Below are 22,793 nucleotides of genomic sequence, written 5' to 3' on the forward strand. Positions count from 1 at the left end.
TGGGCCTCTGCCCCGCCGCGTAGGATGCGGCGGGTGGACCGAATCTCCTATGACTCGTGGGGGCCCGCCGACCTCGGCGGGGCCGCCCGGACCGAGCTTCCCGTGGTGCCCGTTGAGCTGGGGCTCGTCCTCGAAGACACGGAGTCCGGGTGGGTCGGTGCCGTCACCCGCATCGAGAAGTCCGGTGGGATGCACGTGATGAGCCTCGAGGACCGTCGTGGCCGCAGCCGCTCGTTCCAGCTCGGCTTCGGGTTCCTCGTCGACGGCCGTCCTGTCAGGGTCGGACCCCCGGCGGCGCGAAGGCAGCCCGCGGCCCCGGCCCGGACGGCGTCGGGCTCTGTCCGGGTCGAAGGCCAGCGTGCACAAGTGGCCAAGGCCAGCCGCATCTGGGTCGAGGGGAAGCACGACGCCGAGCTGGTAGAGAAGGTCTGGGGCGATGACCTCCGCCTTGAGGGGATCGTCGTCGAGCCCCTGCACGGAGTTGATGACCTCGCGTCTGCGATTGCCGAGTTCAATCCCGGTCCCGGCAGGAAGCTGGGCATCCTCGTGGACCACCTCGTCCAGGGCACGAAGGAGTCGCGCATCGTGTCCGAAGCGCTGTCGGTTCGGGGCGCCGCCAGCAATGTCCTGATCGTCGGTCACCCCTATGTGGACGTGTGGCAGGCCATCAAGCCCTCGGCCCTGGGCATCGCGGCGTGGCCGGTAGTGCCGCGCGGCACTGACTGGAAGACCGGCATCCTCGAGGCCTTCGGGTGGCCGCACGAGAGCGCGGAGGACATCGGGCTCGCCTGGCAGAAGCTTCTCGGCGCTGTACGTACCTATGCCGACCTCGAGCCATCCCTGCTCGGCCGCGTCGAAGAGGTCATCGACTTCCTGACGGCCTGAGCTTGGATATCCTGAACCAGTGAGTGACTACCCGCAGTACCGACGCGACCGCAACCGCCCCGACGATTCCGCCCCCGCCCCCCTCACGGCGTCCGAGGATCGCCAGTGGGCTACCCTCGCGCACTTCGGCGGGATCCTTGGATTCGTCCCCTCGCTCCTGATCTACCTGTACTTCAAGGACCGCGGACCGTTCACGGCCCAGGAGTCCAAGGAGGCCCTCAACTTCACCCTGCCCCCAACGGTTGCCGCGATCGTGTTCAACTTCCTCGCGCTCGTGCCGTTCGTCGGGAGCGTGTTCGCAGTGCTCGCGACCCTCATCTGGATTGCCCTGACGGTCTACTCGGTGATAGCTGGAATTCAGGTGAACCGCGGGCAGCCGTACCAGTACCAGTACAACCTGCACCTCATCCACTAGGCCGGCAGTTCGACCGGGTCGGCGTTCACGACGGACCGGCGGCCAGCAGGGGTCAGGGCAGTAGCCGGCGGACTACCGCGTCGGCGAGGAGTCGTCCTCTGAGCGTGAGCACGAGCCGGCCCTGGACGGCGGCCGGACCGTCAACGAGGCCGTCCGCGATAAGCCCTGCGACGGCCGCGCGTCCGTCGGGAGCGATGTCAGCCGTCGGCAGGCCCTCGGCGAGACGGATCTGCAGCAGGACGTGCTCCACGCGGCGCGTAGCGTCGTCGAGCGTCTCCCGCCCCGCAGCGGGCGAGGCCCCCTGCGCAAGCCTTCCCGCATACGCGGTGGGATGCTTCACGTTCCACCACCGCACGCCGCCCACATGCGAGTGCGCGCCCGGGCCCACGCCCCACCAGTCGCCTCCATGCCAGTAGGCGAGGTTGTGGCGGCATTCGAAGCGCCGATCCGATGCGTCTCCCCGAGCCCAGTTGCTCACCTCGTACCAGTGGAATCCGGCGTCGCCGAGCACTGCGTCGGCCGTCTCATACTTCTCGGCGTGGTCGTCGTCGTCCACGTCCGGCACCTCGCCGCGGCGGATCTGGACCGCGAGCTTGGTGCCTTCCTCGACAATCAGCGCGTAGGCGCTCACATGGTCAGGTTCGCACGCGAGCGCGGCGTCAAGGGACGCCCGCCAGTCGTCGAGGGTCTCCCCCGGCGTGCCGTAGATGAGGTCGAGGCTCACGTCCAGTCCGGCCTCGCGGGCCCAGTGGACAGCCTCCGGCACCCGGCTCGGCGTGTGAGTCCTGTCGAGGACCCTGAGCACATGCGGGACGGCCGACTGCATGCCGAAGGACACCCGGGTGAATCCGGCGTCCGCGAGCGTCCGGAGCGATTGGGGCGTCACCGAATCGGGGTTCGCCTCGGTGGTGACCTCGGCCCCAGGCTCGATGCCCCACTCCGCTGCTGCTGACGCGAGGATCGCGGCGAGGTCTTCTGCCGGCAGGAGGGTCGGCGTCCCCCCGCCGAAGAACACCGTGGACAGACGACGGCGCGGCACCCGCGACGCGTCGAGGGCACCTGCCGCGAAGCGCACCTCCCCGGACGCGGTCGCGGCATAGTTGGCCTGCGACGCACCCCCGCCGAGCTCGGTCGCGGTGTAGGTGTTGAAGTCGCAGTACCCGCAGCGGACGGCGCAGAAGGGTATGTGGGCGTAGAGCGAGAAGCTCCGCTCCCCCGCCGAGGCCGCCGCCTGCGGCGGCAGGACGCCGTCGGCCGGGGCCGGATCTCCCAGGGGAAGGGTGCTTGGCACTACTTCTTCGCCTTGTCCTTCGACTCATCGGTGGTGAGCGCGGCGATGAAGGCCTCCTGCGGAACCTCGACGCGGCCCACCATCTTCATGCGCTTCTTGCCTTCCTTCTGCTTCTCGAGCAGCTTCCGCTTTCGCGTGATGTCACCGCCGTAGCACTTCGCGAGGACGTCCTTGCGGATTGCACGGATACTCTCGCGGGCGATGATGCGGGAGCCGATCGCGGCCTGGATCGGCACCTCGAACTGCTGGCGAGGGATGAGTTCCCTCAGCTTCCCAGTCATCATCACCCCGTAGGCGTAGGCCTTGTCCCGATGGGTGATGGCGGAGAAGGCATCGACCTGCTCGCCCTGGAGCATGATGTCCACCTTGACGAGGTCGGCGGTCTGCTCGCCGTCGGACTTCCAGTCCAACGACCCGTAGCCGCGGGTCTTGGACTTGAGGATGTCGAAGAAGTCGAAGACGATTTCAGCCAGCGGCAGGCGGTATCGGATCTCCACTCGGTCTTCGGAGAGGTAGTCCATGCCTCCCAGGACGCCGCGACGGCTCTGGCACAGCTCCATGATGGCCCCGACGAACTCGTTCGGCGCAAGGATGGTCGCAGCAACCATCGGCTCGCGGACTTGAGCAATCTTGCCGGACGGGTACTCGCTGGGGTTGGTGACGTGGAGAACCGTCTTGTCTTCCAGCGTCACCTCGTACTCGACGTTGGGAGCCGTGGAGATCAGGTCCAGTTTGTACTCGCGCTCGAGCCGCTCGCGGGTGATTTCCAAGTGCAGCAGGCCCAGGAAGCCGACCCGGAAGCCGAAGCCCAGAGCCGCGGACGTCTCCGGTTCATAGACCAGGGCGGCGTCGTTGAGCATCAGCTTCTCCAAGGCGTCCCGGAGCACTGGATAGTCCGTCCCATCCAAGGGATACAGGCCGGAGAAGACCATCGGCTTCGCATCTGCATAGCCGGGGAGGGATTCGGTGGCGGGCTTGGCCAGATTGGTGACCGTGTCGCCCACCTTGGATAGGCGGACGTCCTTCACGCCGGTGATGAGGTAGCCGACCTCACCCACGCCGAGGCCCTTTGTAGGCGTCGGCTCCGGGGAGCTCACACCGATCTCTAGCAGCTCGTGGCTGGCCTTGGTCGACATCATCTGGATGCGTTCACGCGGGCTGAGCGAACCGTCCACGACGCGCACATAGGTCACCACGCCGCGGTACGTGTCGTAGACCGAGTCGAAGATCATCGCGCGAGCCGGCGCGTCAGCGTCGCCCGTGGGAGCGGGGATGTCGGCGACGATGCGGTCGAGGAGGCCCTCGACGCCCATGCCGGTCTTTCCGGACACCCGGAGCACATCCGCGGGGTTTCCCCCGATCAGGTTGGCGAGCTCCTCGGCGTACTTCTCCGGCTGGGCCGCCGGAAGGTCGATCTTGTTCAGGACCGGGATGATGGTGAGGTCGTTCTCCATCGCGAGGTAGAGGTTCGCGAGCGTCTGGGCCTCGATCCCCTGGGCTGCATCGACGAGCAGGACTGCGCCTTCGCATGCCGCGAGTGAGCGGGAGACCTCGTAGGTAAAGTCGACGTGGCCGGGGGTGTCGATCATGTTCAGCGCGTACGCCGTGCCGTCGACCTCCCACGGCATACGCACGGCCTGGGACTTGATGGTGATGCCGCGTTCGCGCTCGATGTCCATGCGGTCGAGGTACTGCGCCTTCATGTCCCTGGGCTGCACGACGCCTGTGAACTGCAGCATTCGGTCGGCAAGGGTCGACTTGCCGTGGTCGATGTGCGCAATGATGCAGAAGTTGCGGATGATCGACGGATCCGTCGCGGCAGGCACCGGGGCGGTGCGGGCCATGGGAGACACGCGGTGAGTCCTCACTGTCGATGCGGTAGATGTGAGCCAACGCGGGGACGCTGGCTTCCCAGTGTCCCATAGGCTGTGGGTGTGCTGCGCAGCCTAGCCTCCCGCTTCCTTTCCGCCGTCCGCTCGGCTTGGCGCCCGGACAGACGCGCAGACGGGCGTCCGCCGGCCTATGCCGGTGACTTCACCGGGACCGCGACGGTCACCTATGCACCCGATCCGGATGGGGTTCCCGACCCCGGCGAGATCGTGTGGACGTGGGTGCCCTTCGAGGAGGACCACTCGTTGGGCAAGGACCGTCCGGTGTTGATCGTCTCGCAGCGCGGGTCCGCCCTGCTGTGCGTCATGCTCACGAGCAAGGACCACGACGGGCGCGCGCGGGAGAAGGACTACATCGACATCGGCACGGGGTCATGGGATCCCCGCCGCCGGCCCAGCGAGGTCAAGGTGGACCGGGTCCTGCAGATCGACCCGGGTGCGGTGCGCCGAGAGGGTGCCATCCTCGAGCGGGAGCGGTTCGACCTCGTCGCGGCCTCCCTCCGTGAACGCGGCTGGCGCTGACATGGAAGGGGCGCCCTTCTGCTAAGGTTTACTGCTGTGTGTCCGTGCAGGTCGACGGGCACTGACGACCGGCTGCCATAGGCATCCCCACGCCACTCAGTCGATGGTCGGTCCGAACCCTCTAGACCCTGTTGGCTTTAACAAGAGAGTTCCACACGTGGCAAACATCAAGTCCCAGAAGAAGCGCATTCTCACCAACGAGAAGGCGCGTCAGCGCAACATGGCGGTGAAGTCCGAGCTGAAGACGGCCATCCGCGCCGTCAACGCTGCCGTCGTCTCCGCCGACAAGGACGCCGCCAATGCTGCTCTGGCCCACGCGAGCAAGAAGCTCGACAAGGCCGTGAGCAAGGGCGTCATCCACAAGAACCAGGCCGCGAACCGCAAGTCGGGCATCGCGAAGAGGATCGCCAAGATCGGCTGACTCTCAACGCCTTCTTCGGCCGGGGCCGGCATCCGCACTGGATGCCGGCCCCGGCCGTTCTGGCAACTGGAGAAGGTTGACACGGGCGCGCGCGTCAGCGGGCGCGCGCGGCTGAGCTCACGATCGACAAGGCCCGCTCCACTGCATAGCCCGGGTCCCGGGCGAGCCCCTTGACCTCGGCGTCCGCCTCTGCGACTGCCCTGATTGCCGTGGCGAGGCTCTGTGGAGTCCACCCGCGGATATCGCGCTGCGCCTGCTCGACGAGCCACGGCTGCATGCCGAGCTCTCTTGCAATGCTCTGGGCCGAGCCCCGCGCGCCGGCGACCTTGGCGAGGGTCCTGAGCTTGGACGCGATGGCGGCCACCATCGGCACGGGATCGACACCGGTCTCCAGGGCGTGCCGGAACGCCGAGAGCGCCTTGGCCTGCTGACCGGCCAGGGCCGCATCCGCCACCTTGAAGGCGGTAGCCTCGACGCGGCCGCCGTAGTACTTCTCCACCGTCGCGGCGTCCACGGTCGCCGACGCGTCGAGCGCCAGCTGGGAGCATGCCGCGGCGAGCTCGGCGAGGCTGCTCCCCACAGCGGCGACAAGTGCATCGATGGCCTCCCGCTCGATGCGCCGCCCTGTTCCGCGGAACTCGGCCGCAACGAAGGCGGCCTTGTCTGCGTCCTTCTTCAATGGCTGGCAGTCGATGACCGGTGCACCCGATGCCTTGACCGCGTCCAAGAGCTTCTTGCCCTTCGCCCCGCCCGCGTGCCGGAGCACAAGGACCACGTCATTTTCGGGCGCGGAGACGTAGGCGAGGGTGTCACGGAGGAATTCCTCGCTCATCGACTCGAGTCCCTGGACCTCGACAAGCTTGTTCTCCCCGAAGAGCGAAGGCGAGGCCGCCATGAGGAGCTCGCCACCGGAGTAGGTCCCCGCCTCGAGCTTGGTGACCTCGAGATCGGGGCTGGCCGAGCGCGCCTTGGCCCTGATGGCATCCATGGACCGAGCCGCGATGTAGTCCTCAGGCCCGAGCACGAGGACCACGGGGGCGGGCGCCGCATCTCGCCACTCGACCGTGCCCGCGCTCTTGACGGCGCTTCCACGATGTCCGCCAGAACGGGCGCTGCGAGCTGCGGGCGTCATGAACGGCCTCCTGCGGCCTGTTCGAATGAAATCACCGCTCCACTCTCCCACGCCGCACCGTTACGCCCAATCCCGACGCGGTGCAGGCCAAGGCTGCGCGCGCCAGACGGATGATCCGGCACGCAAGCAGCCGCACGGCCGCCTGCCCTGAGGGCAACAGGGTGGCCCAGAGGAGGGCGGCGTTGAGTCCGGACACGGCGGCCATCGCCACGGCACCGCCGACGCCCTCCGGCCACGGCAGTGTGGCGCCGGGGAGACCGGCGAGCATCCGGGCCGTGAGGGCAATCGCCTGCGCGCCTGCTCCCCCGACGCCGACTGCGAGGAGCGCCACCGGGGGACACCACGCGCACGTGGCCAGCGCGAGCGTACCCGCAACCGTCACGACCGGCACGAACGGAGTCGAGGCGACATTCGCCACGAGCGACAAGCTCAGGAACGAGGGCTGGATGAGCACCATGAGTGGTCCGCACGTGAGCTGAGCGGACAGGGGCACGGCGACGGCCAGAGCGAGCCAGGCCGGAAACCGTGCGGCGAGCATCTGGGTCAGCGGTGGGCCGAGGAGCGCGATACCGAGAGTCGCCGCCACCGAGAGGAGGAAGCCCATGCTCAGGGCCAGAGGCGGTTGGGCGAGGACGAGCACGAGCACGGCCGACGACACCGCCGAGCAGCTGCGTCCCGCCCGGCCGCTCACGAGAGCCACGAGCCCCACCGTGCCCATCGCTGCGGCGCGGAGGACGCTCGGTTCCGGGCCCACGATGACGGTGAATCCGATCACAGCCAGGGCGCACCCAATGAGGACCATGGCGCGCGACGCCCTCAACGACCGCAGGCCGAGGAGCACCAGGGCCAGCAGGAGGGTGAAATTGGCGCCGCTCACGGCGGTAAGGTGACCCAGGCCGACGTCGCGCATGGCGTCCTCGAGCTCCACCGGCAGCGCCGCCGTGTCCCCGACCGTCATGCCCGGCAGCAGGCCGGCGGCATCGGGCCAGAGCCATTCGGACGAACGCCGGAGCGATTCGCGCAGGGCTCCCACCTGCCGACGTGCGGCGTCGGACTCGACGACGCGGGGCCGGCTCGAGACGCTCAGAAGCGCAGTTCTCCCGGGCTGATCGGCCGGGACGATGCGCCCCGCCACCTCGATGGTTGTGCCGCTGCGGACTCGCGCCATCTCGGCCCCTCCGACAAGGCGGATCGAGGCAGACGCTGTGAAGGACCGGCCCCCATCGGTCGCCTGGAGGAGACGGCCCTCGGCGGCGAACCGGGGGCCCGAGCCGAAGGTGCCCCGCTGACGCTGTTGATTCGGCTCCCCGGTGACTTCCACTGTGGCGACGGTCTGGCCACCGCGGTCCAGCAGCTCGCCCGCGGGCCCGCTGTGTTCGGCTGCATGGTGGCCGGCTGCTGCCCCGAGACCAGCGGCCAGAGCGATGGCCGTACACGCCGTGAGGACGGCTGCGGGAACCGACCGCTTGAGCCCGGCACTCAGTCCTCGCCGGCGCGCCGCGACTCTGCCCTTCACCACAGAGGCCGCAAGGGCGATGGCGAGGGCACCTGCCGCGACCGCCAGAGTCGAGGCCAGCAGGCCCGCTCGAGTCGCTGAGGGCCCGATCGCGGGCGCGAGCGCCGCACCGAGCCACGCGGCGGCGCCTATCGGAACGAGACGGAGGTCCCGCCATCGACCCGATCGGGTGTGGCCCGCGACGGGGTCGACGGACCACCACTGCGCAGCTCGGAGGCGAAGCTGTTCGACAAGCGTCGTCGCCGCGTCGGCTTCGACTCGGGGTCGGGCACCCGAGACGGCTGCCTCGCGATAGCGGTTCCACGCCTCGCGCCGCTCGTCGCTCATGGCAGGTGCGCAGAGGGCCACCGGGCGCGCTGGGAACTCATCGCACCGTCACCATCGGGAGGATGGACTCAAGCATCTTCGGGCCGATTCCACTGACCGCGTCGAGGCCTTCGGGTTCTGCGAAGCGACCGTGGGCGGTCCGGAAGTCGACAATGCGCTGCGCGAGCACGGGGCCAACCCGCGGCAGCGTCGCGAGCTCCGCGACGGTGGCCGTGTTGATGTCGACCTTCCCGCCCGTCGCGCCGGTCGCGGCGCCCCCCGGCACCGCGCCAGTCGGTACAGTCCCGGCGGACTCCGGCACCTCTGGGTCGCCTACCGCGGGAATCCTGATCCGGGTCCCGTCCTCAACCGTCGCCGCCAGATTGAGCCGGTTGGTATCGGCGGCCGGTGTTGCACCGCCAGCCGCGGCGATGGCCTCATAGACGCGCGCGCCGGGCGCGAGCTGGTACACGCCGGGCGCGGAGACGGCTCCGACAAGATGAACGGTTGGTCCGCCAGCCGCCGGCGGCGCTCCCGGCCCGGTCGGCCGGGCCATCCCCGTCTGGGTGCCAGAGGCAGAGTCCGTTCCCCCGTGCGCCTGCGCTGCTCCCACCGCCGTGACGGGGCGGACGTCGGGGCCAGCCGATCCAGCAAGCCACCACCAGGCTCCGCAGGTCGCAGACAGCAGCACCGCAACCACGGCGGCGAGCCGCACTGACATGGCAAATCTCGGCCGACTGCTCCGGACCCCATCCGCCATGCTGATTCGGTCCGCCGACACGGGATCAGCATCGGCAGAGGAGCTGGCTCCGGCCTCGACTCCTACGGCAGCTTTCGTACGGGCATCGGGTTCCGCGTCACCTCCCGTTTCGGCAGCGGCATCGAGATCGGCGTCACGGTCGGTAGCCCGGCTGTGCTGCTGGACGACGGGGATCTGTGCAGTGGCGGCGAGTCCCAGAAGGCCATCCCCCGGGCCAGATACCTCCGAGAACAGGGCATCCCAGCGGTGGCGGGCCTCCTGCCGCCGCCTGAGAGAGTCCCGCCTGGACCAGACCATGGGTCCCACGCTGTCAGACGCGGCGCGGATCCGCACCGTATGCGGGACCCATGTGGAAGGACACGCGCAACCGGCGCCTGTGGAGGAGAAGCGAGCTCAGTCCCGCGCGTCCACGGGCAGTGGCACGGCGAGCGGGTGGGGTCGCGGATCCGCTCCCGGCGAGATCACGACGGCGAGCACGCCGAGCCCCGTATGGGCGGCAAGGACCGCCGGGAGAGGCGAGAGCGCGACGTCGGCCGCGGGCACCCCGAGATCCGACGCGAGCGAGGCCGCAAAAGCCTCGGCCTCGCCTCGGTTGCCGAAGTAGTGGACCGCAATCGATGGGTCCAGGGCCGCCGACGCGCGGGCCACTGCGAGCTCCCGGAGACGCGGAACAGCCTTGGCCGCAGTGCGGATCCGCTCGAGCGGCACGATGAGGCCATCGCGGATGGTCAGGATGAGCTTGATGGAAAGCACTGTCCCCACGAGGGAGGCCGCTGCGCCGATGCGCCCGCCGCGTCGGAGCTGCTCGAGGCTCGGAACGTAGAACAGCACCTCTGACCCGGCGAGCCGTTCCTCGCCGGCGCGGCGCACCTCGGCGAGGCCCCCGCCCCGCGCCGCGGCGCGCACGGCGGCGCGCACGGCGAAACCGAGCGCCATGCCGGCCGTCTGGGAGTCCACGACCTCGACAGGGATGCCCACGCGCCCTGCGGCGAGGCGTGCGGCGTCAACCGTCCCGGAGAGCTTTCCGGACAGGTGCAGGGAGGCGATGCCCTCGAAGCCGGCTTGCTCGAACCCGCGGTAGACGCGTTCGAATTGGCCTGGGGAGGGCCTCGACGTGCGGACCTGTGCGCCGGCGGCCAACGCCAGGCTCAGGGCGGTTCCGACGTCCTCGCCCTCGGTGAAGATGTCCTGACCGACCATGACGGGCAGGACGACGTCCGCGAAGCATTCTGCGCGGACGAATTCGGCGGCCCAGGCGTCCGGGAGGCCAGCGGACGAGTCGGTCACGACGGCAATCCGCGGCAGCGGGGTGGACGGGGCCGCCGCTGGGGCAGGCCCCGGACGGAGCCTGCCCCAGCCGCGTCTCAGCCACGCGATCGCGGGCAGGTCCGTACTCTCAGCCACCCTGCATCACCGGGTCACGCCGGCACGATGTTGACCAGCTTCGGCGCCCGCACAATGACGGTCCGGATCCCGCGGCCGTCCAGGACCCGCTGGACGTTCGCCGAGGCGAGGGCCAGCTCGCGCAGCGCATCTTCAGAGATGTCCGGGGCGACCTCCAGGCGATCCCGCACCTTGCCCTGGATCTGCACGACGGCGGTCACGGTCTCCTCCACGAGGAGCGAGGGATCGTACTGCGGCCAAGCGGCGCCTGCGACCGAGGGCTCGTGACCCAGGGCGGCCCACAAGTCCTCCGCCGTGTACGGCGCGAAGAGGCTCAGGATGATTGCCACGGTCTCGACGGCCTCGCGCACCGCCGGGTCCGCACCGCCGGGTCCGCCGTCGATGGCCTTGCGGGTCGCATTGACCAGTTCCATCGTCTTGGCGACGACAACATTGAACTTGTGCGACTCAACGAGCTCGGCCGCCTCTGCGAGCGTCCGGTGCGTGACGGTACGCAGGGCGCGGTCGCCGGTCCCAGGGTCCGTTCCCGGGTCGCTCGTGACGTCCTGGCCCAGACGCCACGCGCGGGCCAGGAACTTCGCCGAGCCTGACGGCGAGACATCGGCCCAGTCGACGTCGTCCTCCGGCGGAGACGCGAAGACCATGGTGAGGCGCACGGCGTCGACCCCGAACCGGTCGAGCTGCTCCCCCAGGTCCACGCCGTTGCCGAGCGACTTGCTCATGGCCTTGCCGCCGTTGAGGACCTGGCCCTGGTTCATGAGCGCGGCGAACGGCTCGTCTGCGTCGACGAGGCCCATGTCCTTGAGCACCTTCATGAAGAACCGGCTGTAGAGCAGGTGCAGGATCGCGTGCTCGACGCCGCCCACGTACTGCGCGACCGGCATCCAGCGCTTCGCGGCCTCGGGGTCGAACGGCCCCTCCGTGTAGTCCGGAGAGACGTACCGGAGGTAGTACCAGGACGAGTCGACGAACGTGTCCATCGTGTCGGTGTCCCGTTTCGCGGGGCCGCCGCAGCGGGGGCACTCGACGTTGACCCAGTGCTCGGCCGCCGCGAGGGGCGAGGTGCCCTTGGGTGCGAGCTGCTCGCCGCGCAGGTCGTCGGGGAGCCGGACGGGCAGCTGCTCGTCCGGGACCGGCACCTCGCCGTCTACGGGGCAGTGGATGATCGGGATGGGAGCGCCCCAGAAGCGCTGTCTCGAGAGCAGCCAGTCGCGGAGCCGGTAATTGACCGTGCCCTCGCCCGTGCCCGCCGACTCGACGGTCTCGATGGCCTTCGCGATGCCCTCGGCCTTGGACAGTCCGTCCAGCGCGCCGGAGTTGATGAGCGTGCCCTCGCCGCTCGTCGCGGTCCCGGACACAGCGGGGTCCTCCTCGCCCGTGTCGAGGACCGTGCGGACGGGCAGCCCGAAGGCCTTGGCGAAGTCGAGGTCGCGCTGGTCGTGCGCGGGCACGGCCATGATGGCGCCGGTGCCGTAGTCGGCCAGGACATAGTCCGCGGCCCACACCGGGAGCTTCTCGCCGCTGAGCGGGTTGACAGCGTACCGGCCCAGGAAGACGCCGGTCTTCTCCCGGTCCGTGTTCTGGCGCTCGATCTCGCTCAGGGCCTTGACCCGGTCCTGGTACTCGGCCAGGGCCTGGGCCTGCTCAGGGGACACGAGTTCGCCGGCCAGGTCGGCATCCGCCGCGACCACGAAGAAGGTGGCTCCGTACAGCGTGTCCGGGCGGGTGGTGAAGACGGTGACCTCGCGCCGGGCCTGCCCTCCCTCTGCTTCGCTGGTTCCCTCGATCGCGAAGCGCACATGGGCGCCCTCAGAGCGACCGATCCAGTTGCGCTGCATGGCGAGCACGCGCTCGGGCCAGTGGCCCTCGAGCTCGGCCATGTCGTCCAGCAGCCGGTCCGCGTAGTCGGTGATCTTGAAGTACCACTGGTTGAGGGACTTCTTCGTCACGGGCGTGCCGCAGCGCTCGCAGGCACCGTTGACGACCTGCTCGTTGGCCAGCACGGTCTGGTCCTTGGGGCACCAGTTCACCGGGTGGTTCTTCCGGTACGCGAGGCCGCGCTCATAGAAGCGCAGGAACAGCCACTGCGTCCACCGGTAGTACGCCGGGTCGGACGTGTGGAGGCGGCGGGACCAGTCCAGGCTCAGGCCGTACCGCTTGAACGAGGCCGCCTGCGTCTCGATGTTCGCGTACGTCCACTCGGACGGGTGGGCATTGCGCTTGATCGCTGCGTTCTCCGCCGGCAGGCCGAACGAATCCCAGCCGATCGGGTGGAGCACGTCGTAGCCCTTGAGCCGCAGGTACCGCGCGACGACGTCGCCCATCGCGAACGCCTCGGCGTGGCCCATGTGAAGGTCCCCGGAGGGATACGGGAACATGTCGAGCACGAACCGGCGCTCTCGGCTTCCGTCGTCCTTGGGCGTGAACACCCCCAATTCGTCCCACACCGCCGGCCACTTTGCCTCGATCGCCGCGAAACTGTAGGCGTTCTGCTCTGTTTCCTGCTGCGCGTTCTGCTCTGCGACTCGCTCTTCGCTCACCGTGCTTCTCTCCACTGAAATCCCGCCCTCCGGCATCCTGCTCCTGACACACAAAAGCCCCTCACACGGAGGGGCGGCCGCTTGCTGACCGGAGACCCGGCGGCAAGCGGCTATCGAAGGAGGAGGATGCCACGCATAGCCTTCATGGTACCGCAGGCCCGACGCACGACGGCGGGTGGCCGCCGCGCGCCGGGCGCGCGGAACGCGGGGCTACTTCACGTCGGCGTCGACCCAGTCCATCGACTTGGTGACGGCCTTCTTCCAAAGCCGCATCTGACGATCGCGTTCAGTGCCGTCCAACTGCGGGCTCCAGCGCCTGTCCTCACCCCAGTTGGCAGAGCACTCGCCGAGGTCCTTCCAGAAGCCCACGGCCAGGCCAGCCGCGTAGGCGGCGCCGAGGGCCGTGGTCTCGACGACCTTGGGCCGCACCACGTCGACGCCGAGGATGTCGGCCTGGAACTGCATGAGGGCGTCGTTGGCGACCATGCCGCCGTCGACCTTGAGCTCGGCGAGCGGGACGCCCGAGTCCGCGTTGACGGCGTCGAGCACCTCGCGCGTCTGGAACGCGGTCGCCTCGAGAGCGGCACGCGCGATGTGGCCCTTGTTCACGTAGCGCGTGAGGCCGACGATCGCTCCGCGGGCGTCGGCGCGCCAATAGGGCGCGAACAGGCCTGAGAAGGCCGGGACGATGTAGACGCCGCCATTGTCCTCGACGGACTTCGCAAGCGTCTCCACCTCCGGCGCGCTCGAGATCATGCCGAGGTTGTCGCGCAGCCACTGGATGAGCGAGCCCGTGACCGCGATGGAGCCCTCGAGTGCGTAGTGCGGCTTCGCGTCACCGAGCTTGTACCCGACCGTGGTCAGGAGCCCGTTCTTCGAGTGGACGATCTCCTCCCCCGTGTTGAAGATGAGGAAGCAGCCCGTCCCGTAGGTGTTCTTGGCCTCGCCCGCGTCGAACGCCGCCTGACCGAACGTCGCGGCCTGCTGGTCGCCAAGGATGCCTGCGACAGGAACCTCGCGCAGCAGCTGGGAGGTGTGGACCGTGCCATACGTCTCGGAGGAGGACTTGATGGCGGGCATCATCGAGGCCGGGACCCCGAACGCGTCGAGGATCGACTGGTCCCACGCGAGGGTCTCGAGGTCCATGAACATCGTGCGCGACGCATTGGTCACGTCGGTGGCATGGACGCCGCCGTCGGTTCCTCCCGTGAGGTTCCACAGGACCCATGCATCGGTGTTGCCGAAGAGTAGGTCTCCCGCCTCCGCCTTGGCCCGCGCACCGTCCACGTTGTCGAGGATCCACTTGATCTTCGTCCCCGAGAAGTACGTCGCGAGCGGCAGGCCAACCTTCTGCTTGAAGCGCTCCACGCCGCCGTCCTTGGCGAGCTCGTCGACGATCGACTGCGTGCGGGTGTCCTGCCAGACGATCGCGTTGTACACCGGCTCGCCGGTGTTCTTGTCCCAGACGACCGCAGTCTCGCGCTGGTTGGTGATGCCGACCGCCGCGATGTCGTGCCGGGTCAGGTTTGCCTTGGACAACGCCTGGCCGATGACCTCGCGGGTGTTGTCCCAGATCTCCTTGGGGTTGTGCTCGACCCACCCCGCCTGCGGGAAGATCTGCTCGTGCTCGAGCTGGCCGGTCGAGACGATGGACCCGGAGTGGTCGAACACGATGGCGCGCGTGCTCGTGGTGCCCTGGTCGATGGCGATGACGTACTGCTCTGACATTCTCATTGCTCCTTTGGATGAGGCTGCGGGATGAGGCTGACCGCTACTTCGCCACTGCGGCGAAGATATCCGGGGTGATGCGGGCGAAGAGTCCAGCGAGCGCGCCGCCGATGAGCGGTCCCGCAACCGGGATCCACGCGTAGGCCCAGTCACTCGTGCCCTTGCCCTTGATGGGCAGGACGGCGTGCGCAAGACGGGGCCCGAGGTCACGCGCGGGGTTGATGGCATAGCCGGTCGGGCCGCCGAGCGAGACGCCGATACCCACGACGAGGAGCGCGACCGCGAGCGGGCCGAGGCCGGAAGGCGTACCACCGAACGAGAGGATGACCTCGACGAGCACGAACGTACCGATGATCTCGGTGATGAGGTTCCAGGCATTGCTGCGGATCGCGGGCGCCGTGGAGAACGTGCCGAGCTTGTTGGCGGGAACCTCCTCTGAATCGAAGTGCTGCTTGTAGGCAAGCCAGCAGACCACGGCCCCGAGGAACGCCCCGACCAGCTCGCCGGCGAAGTAGGTCAGGGTAGAGGCGACATCGACCTTCACCCCGGGGGCGTACTCGGCACTGCCGTGCATGAGGAGGCCGAGCGTCACGGCGGGGTTGAGGTGTGCGCCGGACTTGGCCGCGATGAAGACGCCGGAGAAGACGGCAATTCCCCATCCCCACGTCACCATGAGGAAGCCGCCCGCATAGCCCTTCGTGCCCTTCAGGGCCACATTCGCGACCACGCCACAGCCGAGCAGCGTGAGCATGCCCGTGCCGAGCACTTCAGAAAGGAAGACCAACCCTAGAGACATCATTGACTCCTTGTGTTGTCAGGTGCCACCCGGGACCACTCCGGCCCAGAGTGTGGTGCGCTGCGCCTCAGTCGACCAGTTGGCCAACGTTGACGCGATGACGCTCGGCCAGTGTCGCGGTTGCGTGCTGGACCTCCCGCCAGGTCTGGTGCTCGTCCCAGCCGAGGAGGCCAGCGCAATGGCCGGACACCTCCTTGACGAGCTCAGCCGTCACATGCCCCCGGAAGGCCAGAGAGGTGCGGCGGACGAGGATGTCGATCGTGTGGCCCACCTGCTCGTGCAGCGCCATCCACGCGAGTTCTCGGACGCTCAGCTCCCCGGTGCTCTCGAGCCGACTGTCCTCCCCCTCCCGCAGGAATTCAATGACGTGTGCTGCCCTTGTGCCGTATCGCGCGAGGAGCACTTCGGCACGCGCCGCATCGATCCCCTTCCCCGTGTGGTCCTCGATCCAGCGGCCAACGGCCTCTGCGGTGGTGGGGAAGCCCTTCCCGCCTCCGATCGCGAGCTCGGCCGTATTCACGATCCGCGGCCTGCCGAGGATCCCGAGGATCTGGTCGGCGAGATGCTCTGAGAGCGCGCGGAACGTGGTCCATTTGCCGCCCACGAGACTCAGGGCCGTAGCGCCGCCCGGCAGCTCCGACCGCTCGATCCGGTAGTCGCGCGAAACGAAACCCGGTGCGGTGTCGTCGTGACGCGGGAGCGGGCGCACGCCCGAGAACGTGTAGACGATGCTGTCGCGGCCGACGTCGATCGTCGGGAAGACGTGGTGGATGAGGTCGAAGAAGTAGTCGACCTCATCGTCCGTGCACGTCGGAGCGAGGTCCGCGCCGGCGTCGATATCAGTCGTCCCAACGAGGACCCTGTCCCCGAGGGGATAGATCAGCACGATCCGCCCATCGCTGTGCTCGAAGAAGATCTCGCGGCCCGCGCACGCGGCGAGGAGCCCGGCGTGGGCCAGGACGATGTGCGAGCCCTTCGTGCCACCCATGAAGCGGGTCGGCGCCCCGAAGGCTCCATTGGTGAGATCGACCCACGCGCCGGTCGTGTTGACCACGACGTCTGCCGCGAAGTCGAACTCCGTGCCCGTGAGCTCGTCACGGAGTCGCACCGTGGTAACGCTGGGCGCACCGGTGCCTTCCGCGAGCCCCACGGCGGAGACGTAGTTGGTGGCACGCGCATGGTCGCCAGCAGCGAGTCCATCGTGCAGGACGTCAAGCGTCAGCCGCTCGGGATTGTGGACCGACGCGTCGAAGTACGTGGCTGTGTACTTGAGATCGGGCCGCAGGAGCGGGAGTTCCGCCAGAGCCTTCTTCCGGCCCAGGAAGCGGTGGCGCGGGACAGAGCCTCCCTCCCGGGAGAAGGCATCGTAGAGGGCCAGTCCGATCTTGATCAGGAAGGCGCCGCGCTCGCGCGGCTTGCCCGAACGGTGAGTGAGGAAGCGCAGCGGCGCGTTGAGGATCCCCGAGAAGGTCGAGAAGATCGGGATCGTGGTGCGCAGCGCCTTGACGTAGTGCGGCGCGATCCGCAGGAGCCGGTTCCGCTCGACGACCGATTCACGGACCAGGCGGAACTCGCCGTTCTCGAGGTACCGGATCCCGCCGTGGATCATGTGCGACGACGCGCCCGAGGCACCCTCGCAGTAGTCGCCCCGCTCGACGAGCGTGACGTCCACGCCCTGGAGTGCCAGATCACGGAACGTACCCACGCCATTGATGCCGCCGCCGATGATGAGGACCTTGGCCGCAGGCCGGGCCCTGAGTGCATCGGCACCTGCCCGAGAGCCTTCCGGGCGAGTGGGGTCGGGGGTCTGAACCACGTGGGTCTCCTTGCACTGTGTCTTTCCTGGGGCGTTCGCAGCTATTCTTCGGACCTGTGAACATAGAGTTCAACCCACATGCACAAACGTGCAGAAAGAAGCGTCATGCGGCCCTCGGATCCCGAGCCACAGCACCCAGAACTGAGACAAAGCTCACAGAATCGCAACACGCGCAAGCACCAGGACGCCCTCTCCGCGGCCCGTCTGTACTACCTCCAGGACCTGACCATGGACAGGATCGCCCGCCAGCTGCGGACCTCCCGATCGACGGTGTCGCGGCTGCTTGCCTTCGCACGGGACGAGGGGCTCGTCCAGATCGAGATCCACTCCCCCATTGACTCGGCCGTGGCCCTCGAGGCGGGCGTCGCCGAGCGGTTCGGTATCGCGGCAGCCTCCGTCCATGTAGTCCCCCAAGTCGAGAGCCTCAGCGAGACCGAGAACCTCGACCGGGTGGCGATGTACGCAGCGCGCACCCTGACGGGGCTCGTCGCGTCCCAGAGCATCATCGGCATCGCGTGGGGCTCGACCCTGAGCGCCATGAGCCGCCACGTGAGCCGCCGGCCAACCCACGGCAGCACCGTGGTCCAGCTCAACGGCGCCGCGAACACCCAGACCATGGGAGTCGGCTACGCGAGCGAGATCATGCGGCGCTTCGGGCGCGCCTTCGATGCCGATGTCGAGGAGTTCCCCGTCCCCGCGTTCTTCGACCGGGCCGAGACGAAGAAGTGGATGTGGAAGGAGCGCAGCGTGCGGCGGGTCCTCGACGTGCAGGAGCGCATGACCCTCGCGGTGTTCGGGGTCGGAGCCGCCGATGCCGACCTTCCCAGCCACGTGTACGCAGGCGGCTATCTGGACGCCGCGGATCTCGACTCCCTTGCAGCGGAGGAGGTCGTGGGAGACGTCGCCACGGTCTTCTTCCGCGCCGACGGCTCGTCCGACGGGATCGAACTCAACGCCCGGGCCACCGGGCCCTCGTTCTCCACGCTACGCAGGGTGCCGCGCAGGCTGTGCATCGTCTCCGGGCCGGCGAAGGCAGCGGCCCTGCGGGGGGCGCTGCGCGCACAGCTCGTGACAGACCTCATCGTGGATGAGGCGACTGCCCGGGCCGTTCTGGCCGAGCGCGCTTAGCCAGCGTGGATCCGGGAGCCTGTACTCGCCCCCAGCACGTCCTGGTGCTGGGCCGCCGGTGGCTCGTACGCCGGTAGGGTGGAGACCATGATTGCCTCCCCCACGGTACGGATTGCCGACGGCGTGAGCATGCCCCAGCTCGGCTACGGGCTCTACAAGATTCCGGCCGAGGACGCCGAACAGCTTGCAGGCACGGCCCTCGCCGAGGGATACCGCAGCCTCGACACTGCGGCCATGTACGGGAACGAGGAAGGTGTCGGCCGCGCCATCCGGGCATCGTCGCTCGCGAGGAGCGAGGTCTTCGTCACGACGAAGGTGTGGAACACGGATCAGGGATTCGAGGCCACCCTCCGGGCGTTCGACCGGAGCCAGGCGGCGCTCGGGCTCGACGTCGTGGACCTCTACCTCATCCACTGGCCGGCGCCAGCGCGCGGCCTCTACATCGACACCTACCGCGCGCTCGAGAGGCTGCTTGCGGACGGGCGAGTCCGTGCGATCGGCGTGAGCAACTTCCAGCCCGAGCACCTGCGCCGGCTCGTGGACGCAACCGGCGTGATCCCTGCGGTCAACCAGATCGAGCTCCATCCGTGGCTCCAGCAACGCGAGCTCCGCGCCGTCCACGCCGAGCTCGGGATCGCCACCGAGGCGTGGTCGCCCCTCGCACGCGGGCGTGTGCTCGAAGACCCCGTGCTGCGCCGGATCGCGGCGGCCCACGGCGTCAGCACAGCGCAGGCCGTCATCCGGTGGCACCTCGACGAAGGCACGATCGTGATCCCCAAGGCCAGCAGCCCGGAGCGGATCTGCGAGAACGCGGACGTCTTCGGCTTCGAGCTCACACCCGCCGAGCGCGAGCAGATCGCGGGCCTCGACCGAGGCTTCCGCAGCGGATCGCACCCGGACACGGTGAACTGACGGTGGCGCACACACCTCCGGCGCCCACGGTCCCAGGGGCATTCTTGTCCGAGCGGCTGGCCGAGCGCGAGAACCGCACCACGGTCAAGGTCAGCGGCGCGTCCACCGCCGTGTTCACCTACGAACCGGTCGGAGCGGATCCCTCGCGTCCCACCACGACGATCCTCGCCGTGCATGGGTTCCGCGGCACGCACCACGGCCTGCTGCGCATCGTGGACGAGCTTCCCCGCGTACGCTTCATCATGCCCGACCTCCCCGGCTTCGGTGCCTCCGGCATGTTCGCCCCCGGGGAGCACAGCATCGCGGAGTACGGCGACTGGCTCGGTGCCCTCGCGGACGTCCTCGGCCTCGGACCGGAGACCGTGCTCCTCGGCCACTCGTTCGGCTCGATCGTAGTCTCGCACTTCCTAGCGGCCCATCCGGGTCGGTTCACGCGCCTCGTGCTCGTCAACCCCATCTCTGCCCCGGCGCTCGAGGGACCGCAGGCCATTCTGAGCCGCCTTGCCGAGTTCTACTATTGGGGTGCTGCGAGGCTCCCGGCGAGCGTCGGCACGGCACTCCTGCGAAGCCGCGCCGTCGTGCGCCTTATGAGCGAGGCCATGGCCAAGACGCGGAACACGCAGCTGCGGGCCTTCATCCACGCGCAGCATCAGGAGCACTTCAGCGAGTTCGCGACGCGGGAGTCGCTGCTCGAATCGTTCCGCGCCTCGATCTCGCACCACGCGGCCGAGGTGGCCGAGCAGCTGGACCTGCCGGTGCTGCTCATCGCGGGAGAGCGGGACGAGGTCGCAGCGCTTCCGGACGTCCGCCGGCTCCACGCTCGGCTTGCGGACTCCCGGCTTACCGTGATTCCCGGCGTCGGGCACCTCATCCACTACGAGACCCCCGGCCCCGCCGCCGCCGCCATTGCCGAGTTCATCCAGGAGGCCCCCGCGTGAGGATCCTCATCGACGCCCGCTTCACCCGGACCGACCAGCATGACGGAATCAGCCGCTTCGGCGCGAGCCTCATCGAGGCGGTGGCGCGCCGCGCGGAGGTCGCCATGCTCATCAGCGACGACCGGCAGCTCGCGCTGCTCCCCGACGTCCCCCACGTCAAGGTCACCAGCCCCCTGTCCCCCGCCGAACTGTTCATTGCCCGCCAAGTGAACCGCCTCAAGCCGGACGTCGTCTTCTGCCCCATGCAGACCATGGGCTCGTGGGGCCGCCGATACCCGCTGATCCTGACGCTGCACGATCTCATCTACTACGAGCACCCCGAGCCTCCGGGCTTCCTGCCGGCACCGGTCCGCGCGCTGTGGCGGCTCTACCACAAGGCCTACTGGCCGCAGCGGGTCCTGCTGAACCGGGCCGACGTCGTTGCGACGGTCAGCCACACGACGCGGTGGCTCATGTCCGAGAAGCGGCTCACGAGGCGGCCCGTGCGGATCGTCGGCAATGCGCCCCAGAGGAGCAGCGAGCCGCGTCCCCTCGACGGCGGCGCAGAGAAGACGCTGCTGTACATGGGATCGTTCATGCCGTACAAGAACGTCGAGACGGTCATCGCCGGCATGGCCGAGCTGCCCGACTATGAGCTCCACCTCCTCTCGCGCATCGCGACGGCCCGCCGCGACGAACTCGAGGCGCTGGTCCCACTCGGCGCTCGCGTCGTGTTCCACGGCGGCGTGTCCGAGGAGGAGTACGACGCGCTCCTGAGGCGCACGACGGCGCTCGTGAGCCTCTCGCGATCAGAGGGCTACGGTCTTCCGCTCGTCGAGGCGATGAGCCTCGGCACGCCCGTGATCGCAAGCGACATCCCGATCTTCCGCGAGGTGGGCGGCGACGGAGCCACCTATGTCGATCCGGACGTCCCGGAAGACTTCGCGTCCGCTGTGCGCGCGCTTGAGGCGCCCGGCGCCTGGCAGCGGGCCTCTACGGCTGCACGCGCCCAGGCCGCGACCTTCAGCTGGGACGCCTCGGCGGATGCGCTCCTGTCTGCGGCTGAGGAAGCGATCGAGGAGTTCGCCCGCCGGCGCAGGGGCTAGGGCGGGCCTAGTGCACGTCTCCACCAGTCGGGGTGCGGTCGATCGCCCACACAGTGTCGGCACTTCCCTGAGCCCTCGACCTGTGGGACGGCGCGGATGAGCCGGGCGGCATACGGAGGTGCGGTGGGCTCTAGGGGACCAACTGCGTGAGGAGACGTTCGGCATAGACCTCGGCGAGGACCGCGAGGAAGAAGCCGATGCCGGGGACGGCGAGTGCCGCCAGCGCGTGGCTTCCCGCCTCGGAGCTGCGGGGCATCAGCGGTGCATCGCGCACCGCGGCGTAGGTTGCCATGAGCCCCTGCAGGCGTTGGGATTCCGGGGGCGTGAGCTCGTCCATCCGCGGGCCGAAGCCGTCGATACGGTGCTGCAGGCGCTCAAGGGTGCGTTGCTTGTGGTGCCGGACAATCGCCCGAACGCTCGAGCGGACGCTGACGTAGGAGGCGATCGTCACGAGGTAGCCCGATAGCGTCATGGCGGCTACGAGTCCGACGAGGAAGGCTGCGGTGCCGGGGGCTACCAGGAGGATGACCGGCAGCATGTAGAACACCACCGCGCCTCCGCCCAGGACCGCCAGGGTGCCCCACGCATGCAGCATCCGGGGAATCCCCGGCGTGTCCGCAGGGCTCAGCCAGGAGAGCCGGTGGGAGTACCGTGCCTCGCTCCGGAGGAGCCGCGTGGTGGCGATGAACTGGAAGAACACAATCTCGCTGAACTCGTAGAGGACTGCGGCGGCCATGGCGGCACTTCCCACGTGGATGCTCGTCAGCCCGCGAGGATCAGCGATCATGCTCATGGCGAGGATGGGAGCGGCCAGGAGGATGCTGAGCGCGACCCTGACGGGCAGGCGCAGCCAGCGACGGGTGAGCCTGTTGAGACGGCGGACGTCTGCTTCCTGCTCGAGGGTTCGGCTCAGGGCGAGGAAGTCCTCCATGATCGGGGGCTGCCGCGGATGGGTTGCGGTGGAGATGACGTAGTCCGCAGTGAGGTAGAGGTCCACGATAGCCCAGCTCCAGAGCGGGGCGTCGGCCCAGGCCCCGGCAACGGTGGTGACGACGACCGGGATGAGCAGGCGGACAGCGGCGTCCAGGGCGCCGGCCGCCACCAGCCAGCGGGCGGTGAACGTCTCTGGGGGGTGGCGCAGGACGACGTCGATCAGTCTCGGGAGGAGCGACGTATGGGCTACGGCGTGGATCGCCCGACCCAGGTCCGCGAGGCTGGCCTCGAGCCCGAGCTCACCCGGTGGCGCCGACGTGGTGGAGCGAGATCTGGTGTCGTTGTCGCTGGCCATGGCCCCAACCCCCATCTCGCT

The 22,793-nt window shown here is 68.8% G+C and carries 19 protein-coding genes; 8 read left to right on the forward strand and 11 right to left on the reverse strand.

Going from position 1 to position 22,793, the window contains the following annotated elements:
* Positions 1-42 precede the first annotated feature (42 nt).
* Positions 43-885: a DUF3097 family protein gene (locus tag RBS60_RS14645; protein ID WP_307958413.1), complete on the forward strand. Its 843-nt coding sequence runs from the start codon at positions 43-45 to the stop codon at positions 883-885.
* Between the two features lie 19 nt (positions 886-904).
* The gene (locus RBS60_RS14650; RefSeq protein WP_307958311.1) at positions 905-1,300 is read left to right on the forward strand and encodes a DUF4870 domain-containing protein; all 396 of its coding nucleotides are present in this window, start codon (positions 905-907) and stop codon (positions 1,298-1,300) included.
* Positions 1,301-1,352: 52 nt separating this feature from the next.
* Here RBS60_RS14650 and hemW read toward each other — a convergent pair whose 3' ends face one another.
* Together hemW and lepA are read right to left on the reverse strand one after the other, a co-directional pair.
* A complete protein-coding gene (gene hemW / locus RBS60_RS14655) occupies positions 1,353-2,591 on the reverse strand; it encodes a radical SAM family heme chaperone HemW (RefSeq protein WP_307958312.1) in 1,239 nt (412 codons plus the stop codon).
* A complete protein-coding gene (gene lepA, locus RBS60_RS14660; RefSeq protein ID WP_307958313.1) occupies positions 2,591-4,444 on the reverse strand; it encodes a translation elongation factor 4 in 1,854 nt (617 codons plus the stop codon). The genes hemW and lepA overlap by 1 nt, the downstream gene beginning before the upstream one ends.
* Before the next feature lie 81 nt (positions 4,445-4,525).
* Here lepA and RBS60_RS14665 point away from each other — a divergent pair, with 81 nt between their 5' ends.
* Together RBS60_RS14665 and rpsT are read left to right on the forward strand one after the other, a co-directional pair.
* Positions 4,526-5,002 (forward strand): type II toxin-antitoxin system PemK/MazF family toxin, encoded by a 477-nt coding sequence (locus RBS60_RS14665; protein WP_307958314.1) that lies wholly within the window; start codon positions 4,526-4,528, stop codon positions 5,000-5,002.
* Between the two features lie 157 nt (positions 5,003-5,159).
* Positions 5,160-5,423, forward strand: a complete 264-nt coding sequence (gene rpsT / locus RBS60_RS14670) for a 30S ribosomal protein S20 (RefSeq protein ID WP_307958315.1) — start codon at positions 5,160-5,162, stop codon at positions 5,421-5,423.
* Between the two features lie 94 nt (positions 5,424-5,517).
* Here rpsT and holA read toward each other — a convergent pair whose 3' ends face one another.
* From holA to RBS60_RS14710, 8 genes are all read right to left on the reverse strand, one after another.
* A complete protein-coding gene (holA, locus tag RBS60_RS14675; RefSeq protein WP_307958316.1) occupies positions 5,518-6,555 on the reverse strand; it encodes a DNA polymerase III subunit delta in 1,038 nt (345 codons plus the stop codon).
* A 31-nt stretch (positions 6,556-6,586) separates the two neighbouring features.
* Positions 6,587-8,398, reverse strand: coding sequence for a ComEC/Rec2 family competence protein (locus RBS60_RS14680; RefSeq protein ID WP_307958317.1), 1,812 nt, complete (start codon positions 8,396-8,398; stop codon positions 6,587-6,589).
* A gap of 37 nt (positions 8,399-8,435) precedes the next feature.
* A complete protein-coding gene (locus RBS60_RS14685; RefSeq protein WP_307958318.1) occupies positions 8,436-9,098 on the reverse strand; it encodes a helix-hairpin-helix domain-containing protein in 663 nt (220 codons plus the stop codon).
* Positions 9,099-9,530: 432 nt separating this feature from the next.
* On the reverse strand, positions 9,531-10,541 hold the full coding sequence (locus RBS60_RS14690) for a DegV family protein (RefSeq protein ID WP_307958319.1): 1,011 nt from the start codon (positions 10,539-10,541) through the stop codon (positions 9,531-9,533).
* Positions 10,542-10,555: 14 nt separating this feature from the next.
* Positions 10,556-13,102, reverse strand: coding sequence for a leucine--tRNA ligase (leuS, locus tag RBS60_RS14695; RefSeq protein WP_374049294.1), 2,547 nt, complete (start codon positions 13,100-13,102; stop codon positions 10,556-10,558).
* Positions 13,103-13,291: 189 nt separating this feature from the next.
* Positions 13,292-14,809, reverse strand: coding sequence for a glycerol kinase GlpK (gene glpK, locus RBS60_RS14700; RefSeq protein ID WP_307958321.1), 1,518 nt, complete (start codon positions 14,807-14,809; stop codon positions 13,292-13,294).
* A gap of 43 nt (positions 14,810-14,852) precedes the next feature.
* Positions 14,853-15,605: an MIP/aquaporin family protein gene (locus RBS60_RS14705; protein WP_307958322.1), complete on the reverse strand. Its 753-nt coding sequence runs from the start codon at positions 15,603-15,605 to the stop codon at positions 14,853-14,855.
* 67 nt (positions 15,606-15,672) lie between these two features.
* The gene (locus RBS60_RS14710; RefSeq protein ID WP_307958323.1) at positions 15,673-17,421 is read right to left on the reverse strand and encodes a glycerol-3-phosphate dehydrogenase/oxidase; all 1,749 of its coding nucleotides are present in this window, start codon (positions 17,419-17,421) and stop codon (positions 15,673-15,675) included.
* 105 nt (positions 17,422-17,526) lie between these two features.
* On the opposite strand from RBS60_RS14710, the gene RBS60_RS14715 reads away from it, so the two are divergent.
* The 4 genes from RBS60_RS14715 (at position 17,527) to RBS60_RS14730 (ending at position 21,484) form a co-directional block, all read left to right on the forward strand.
* Entirely contained in the window at positions 17,527-18,549 is a 1,023-nt protein-coding gene (locus RBS60_RS14715; RefSeq protein ID WP_307958324.1) for a sugar-binding domain-containing protein, read from the forward strand.
* Positions 18,550-18,636: 87 nt separating this feature from the next.
* Positions 18,637-19,461: an aldo/keto reductase gene (locus RBS60_RS14720; protein ID WP_307958325.1), complete on the forward strand. Its 825-nt coding sequence runs from the start codon at positions 18,637-18,639 to the stop codon at positions 19,459-19,461.
* Between the two features lie 44 nt (positions 19,462-19,505).
* On the forward strand, positions 19,506-20,399 hold the full coding sequence (locus RBS60_RS14725; protein ID WP_307958326.1) for an alpha/beta hydrolase: 894 nt from the start codon (positions 19,506-19,508) through the stop codon (positions 20,397-20,399).
* Entirely contained in the window at positions 20,396-21,484 is a 1,089-nt protein-coding gene (locus RBS60_RS14730) for a glycosyltransferase family 1 protein (protein ID WP_307958327.1), read from the forward strand. Before RBS60_RS14725 ends, RBS60_RS14730 begins: the two co-directional genes overlap by 4 nt.
* A 130-nt stretch (positions 21,485-21,614) precedes the next feature.
* Here the strand turns inward: RBS60_RS14730 and RBS60_RS14735 are convergent, their stop codons facing one another.
* Positions 21,615-22,772, reverse strand: coding sequence for a hypothetical protein (locus tag RBS60_RS14735; RefSeq protein ID WP_307958328.1), 1,158 nt, complete (start codon positions 22,770-22,772; stop codon positions 21,615-21,617).
* Positions 22,773-22,793: the final 21 nt, after the last annotated feature.

The sequence above is a fragment of the Sinomonas sp. ASV486 genome (genome assembly GCF_030908215.1).
Classification (GTDB): Bacteria; Actinomycetota; Actinomycetes; order Actinomycetales; family Micrococcaceae; genus Sinomonas; species Sinomonas puerhi.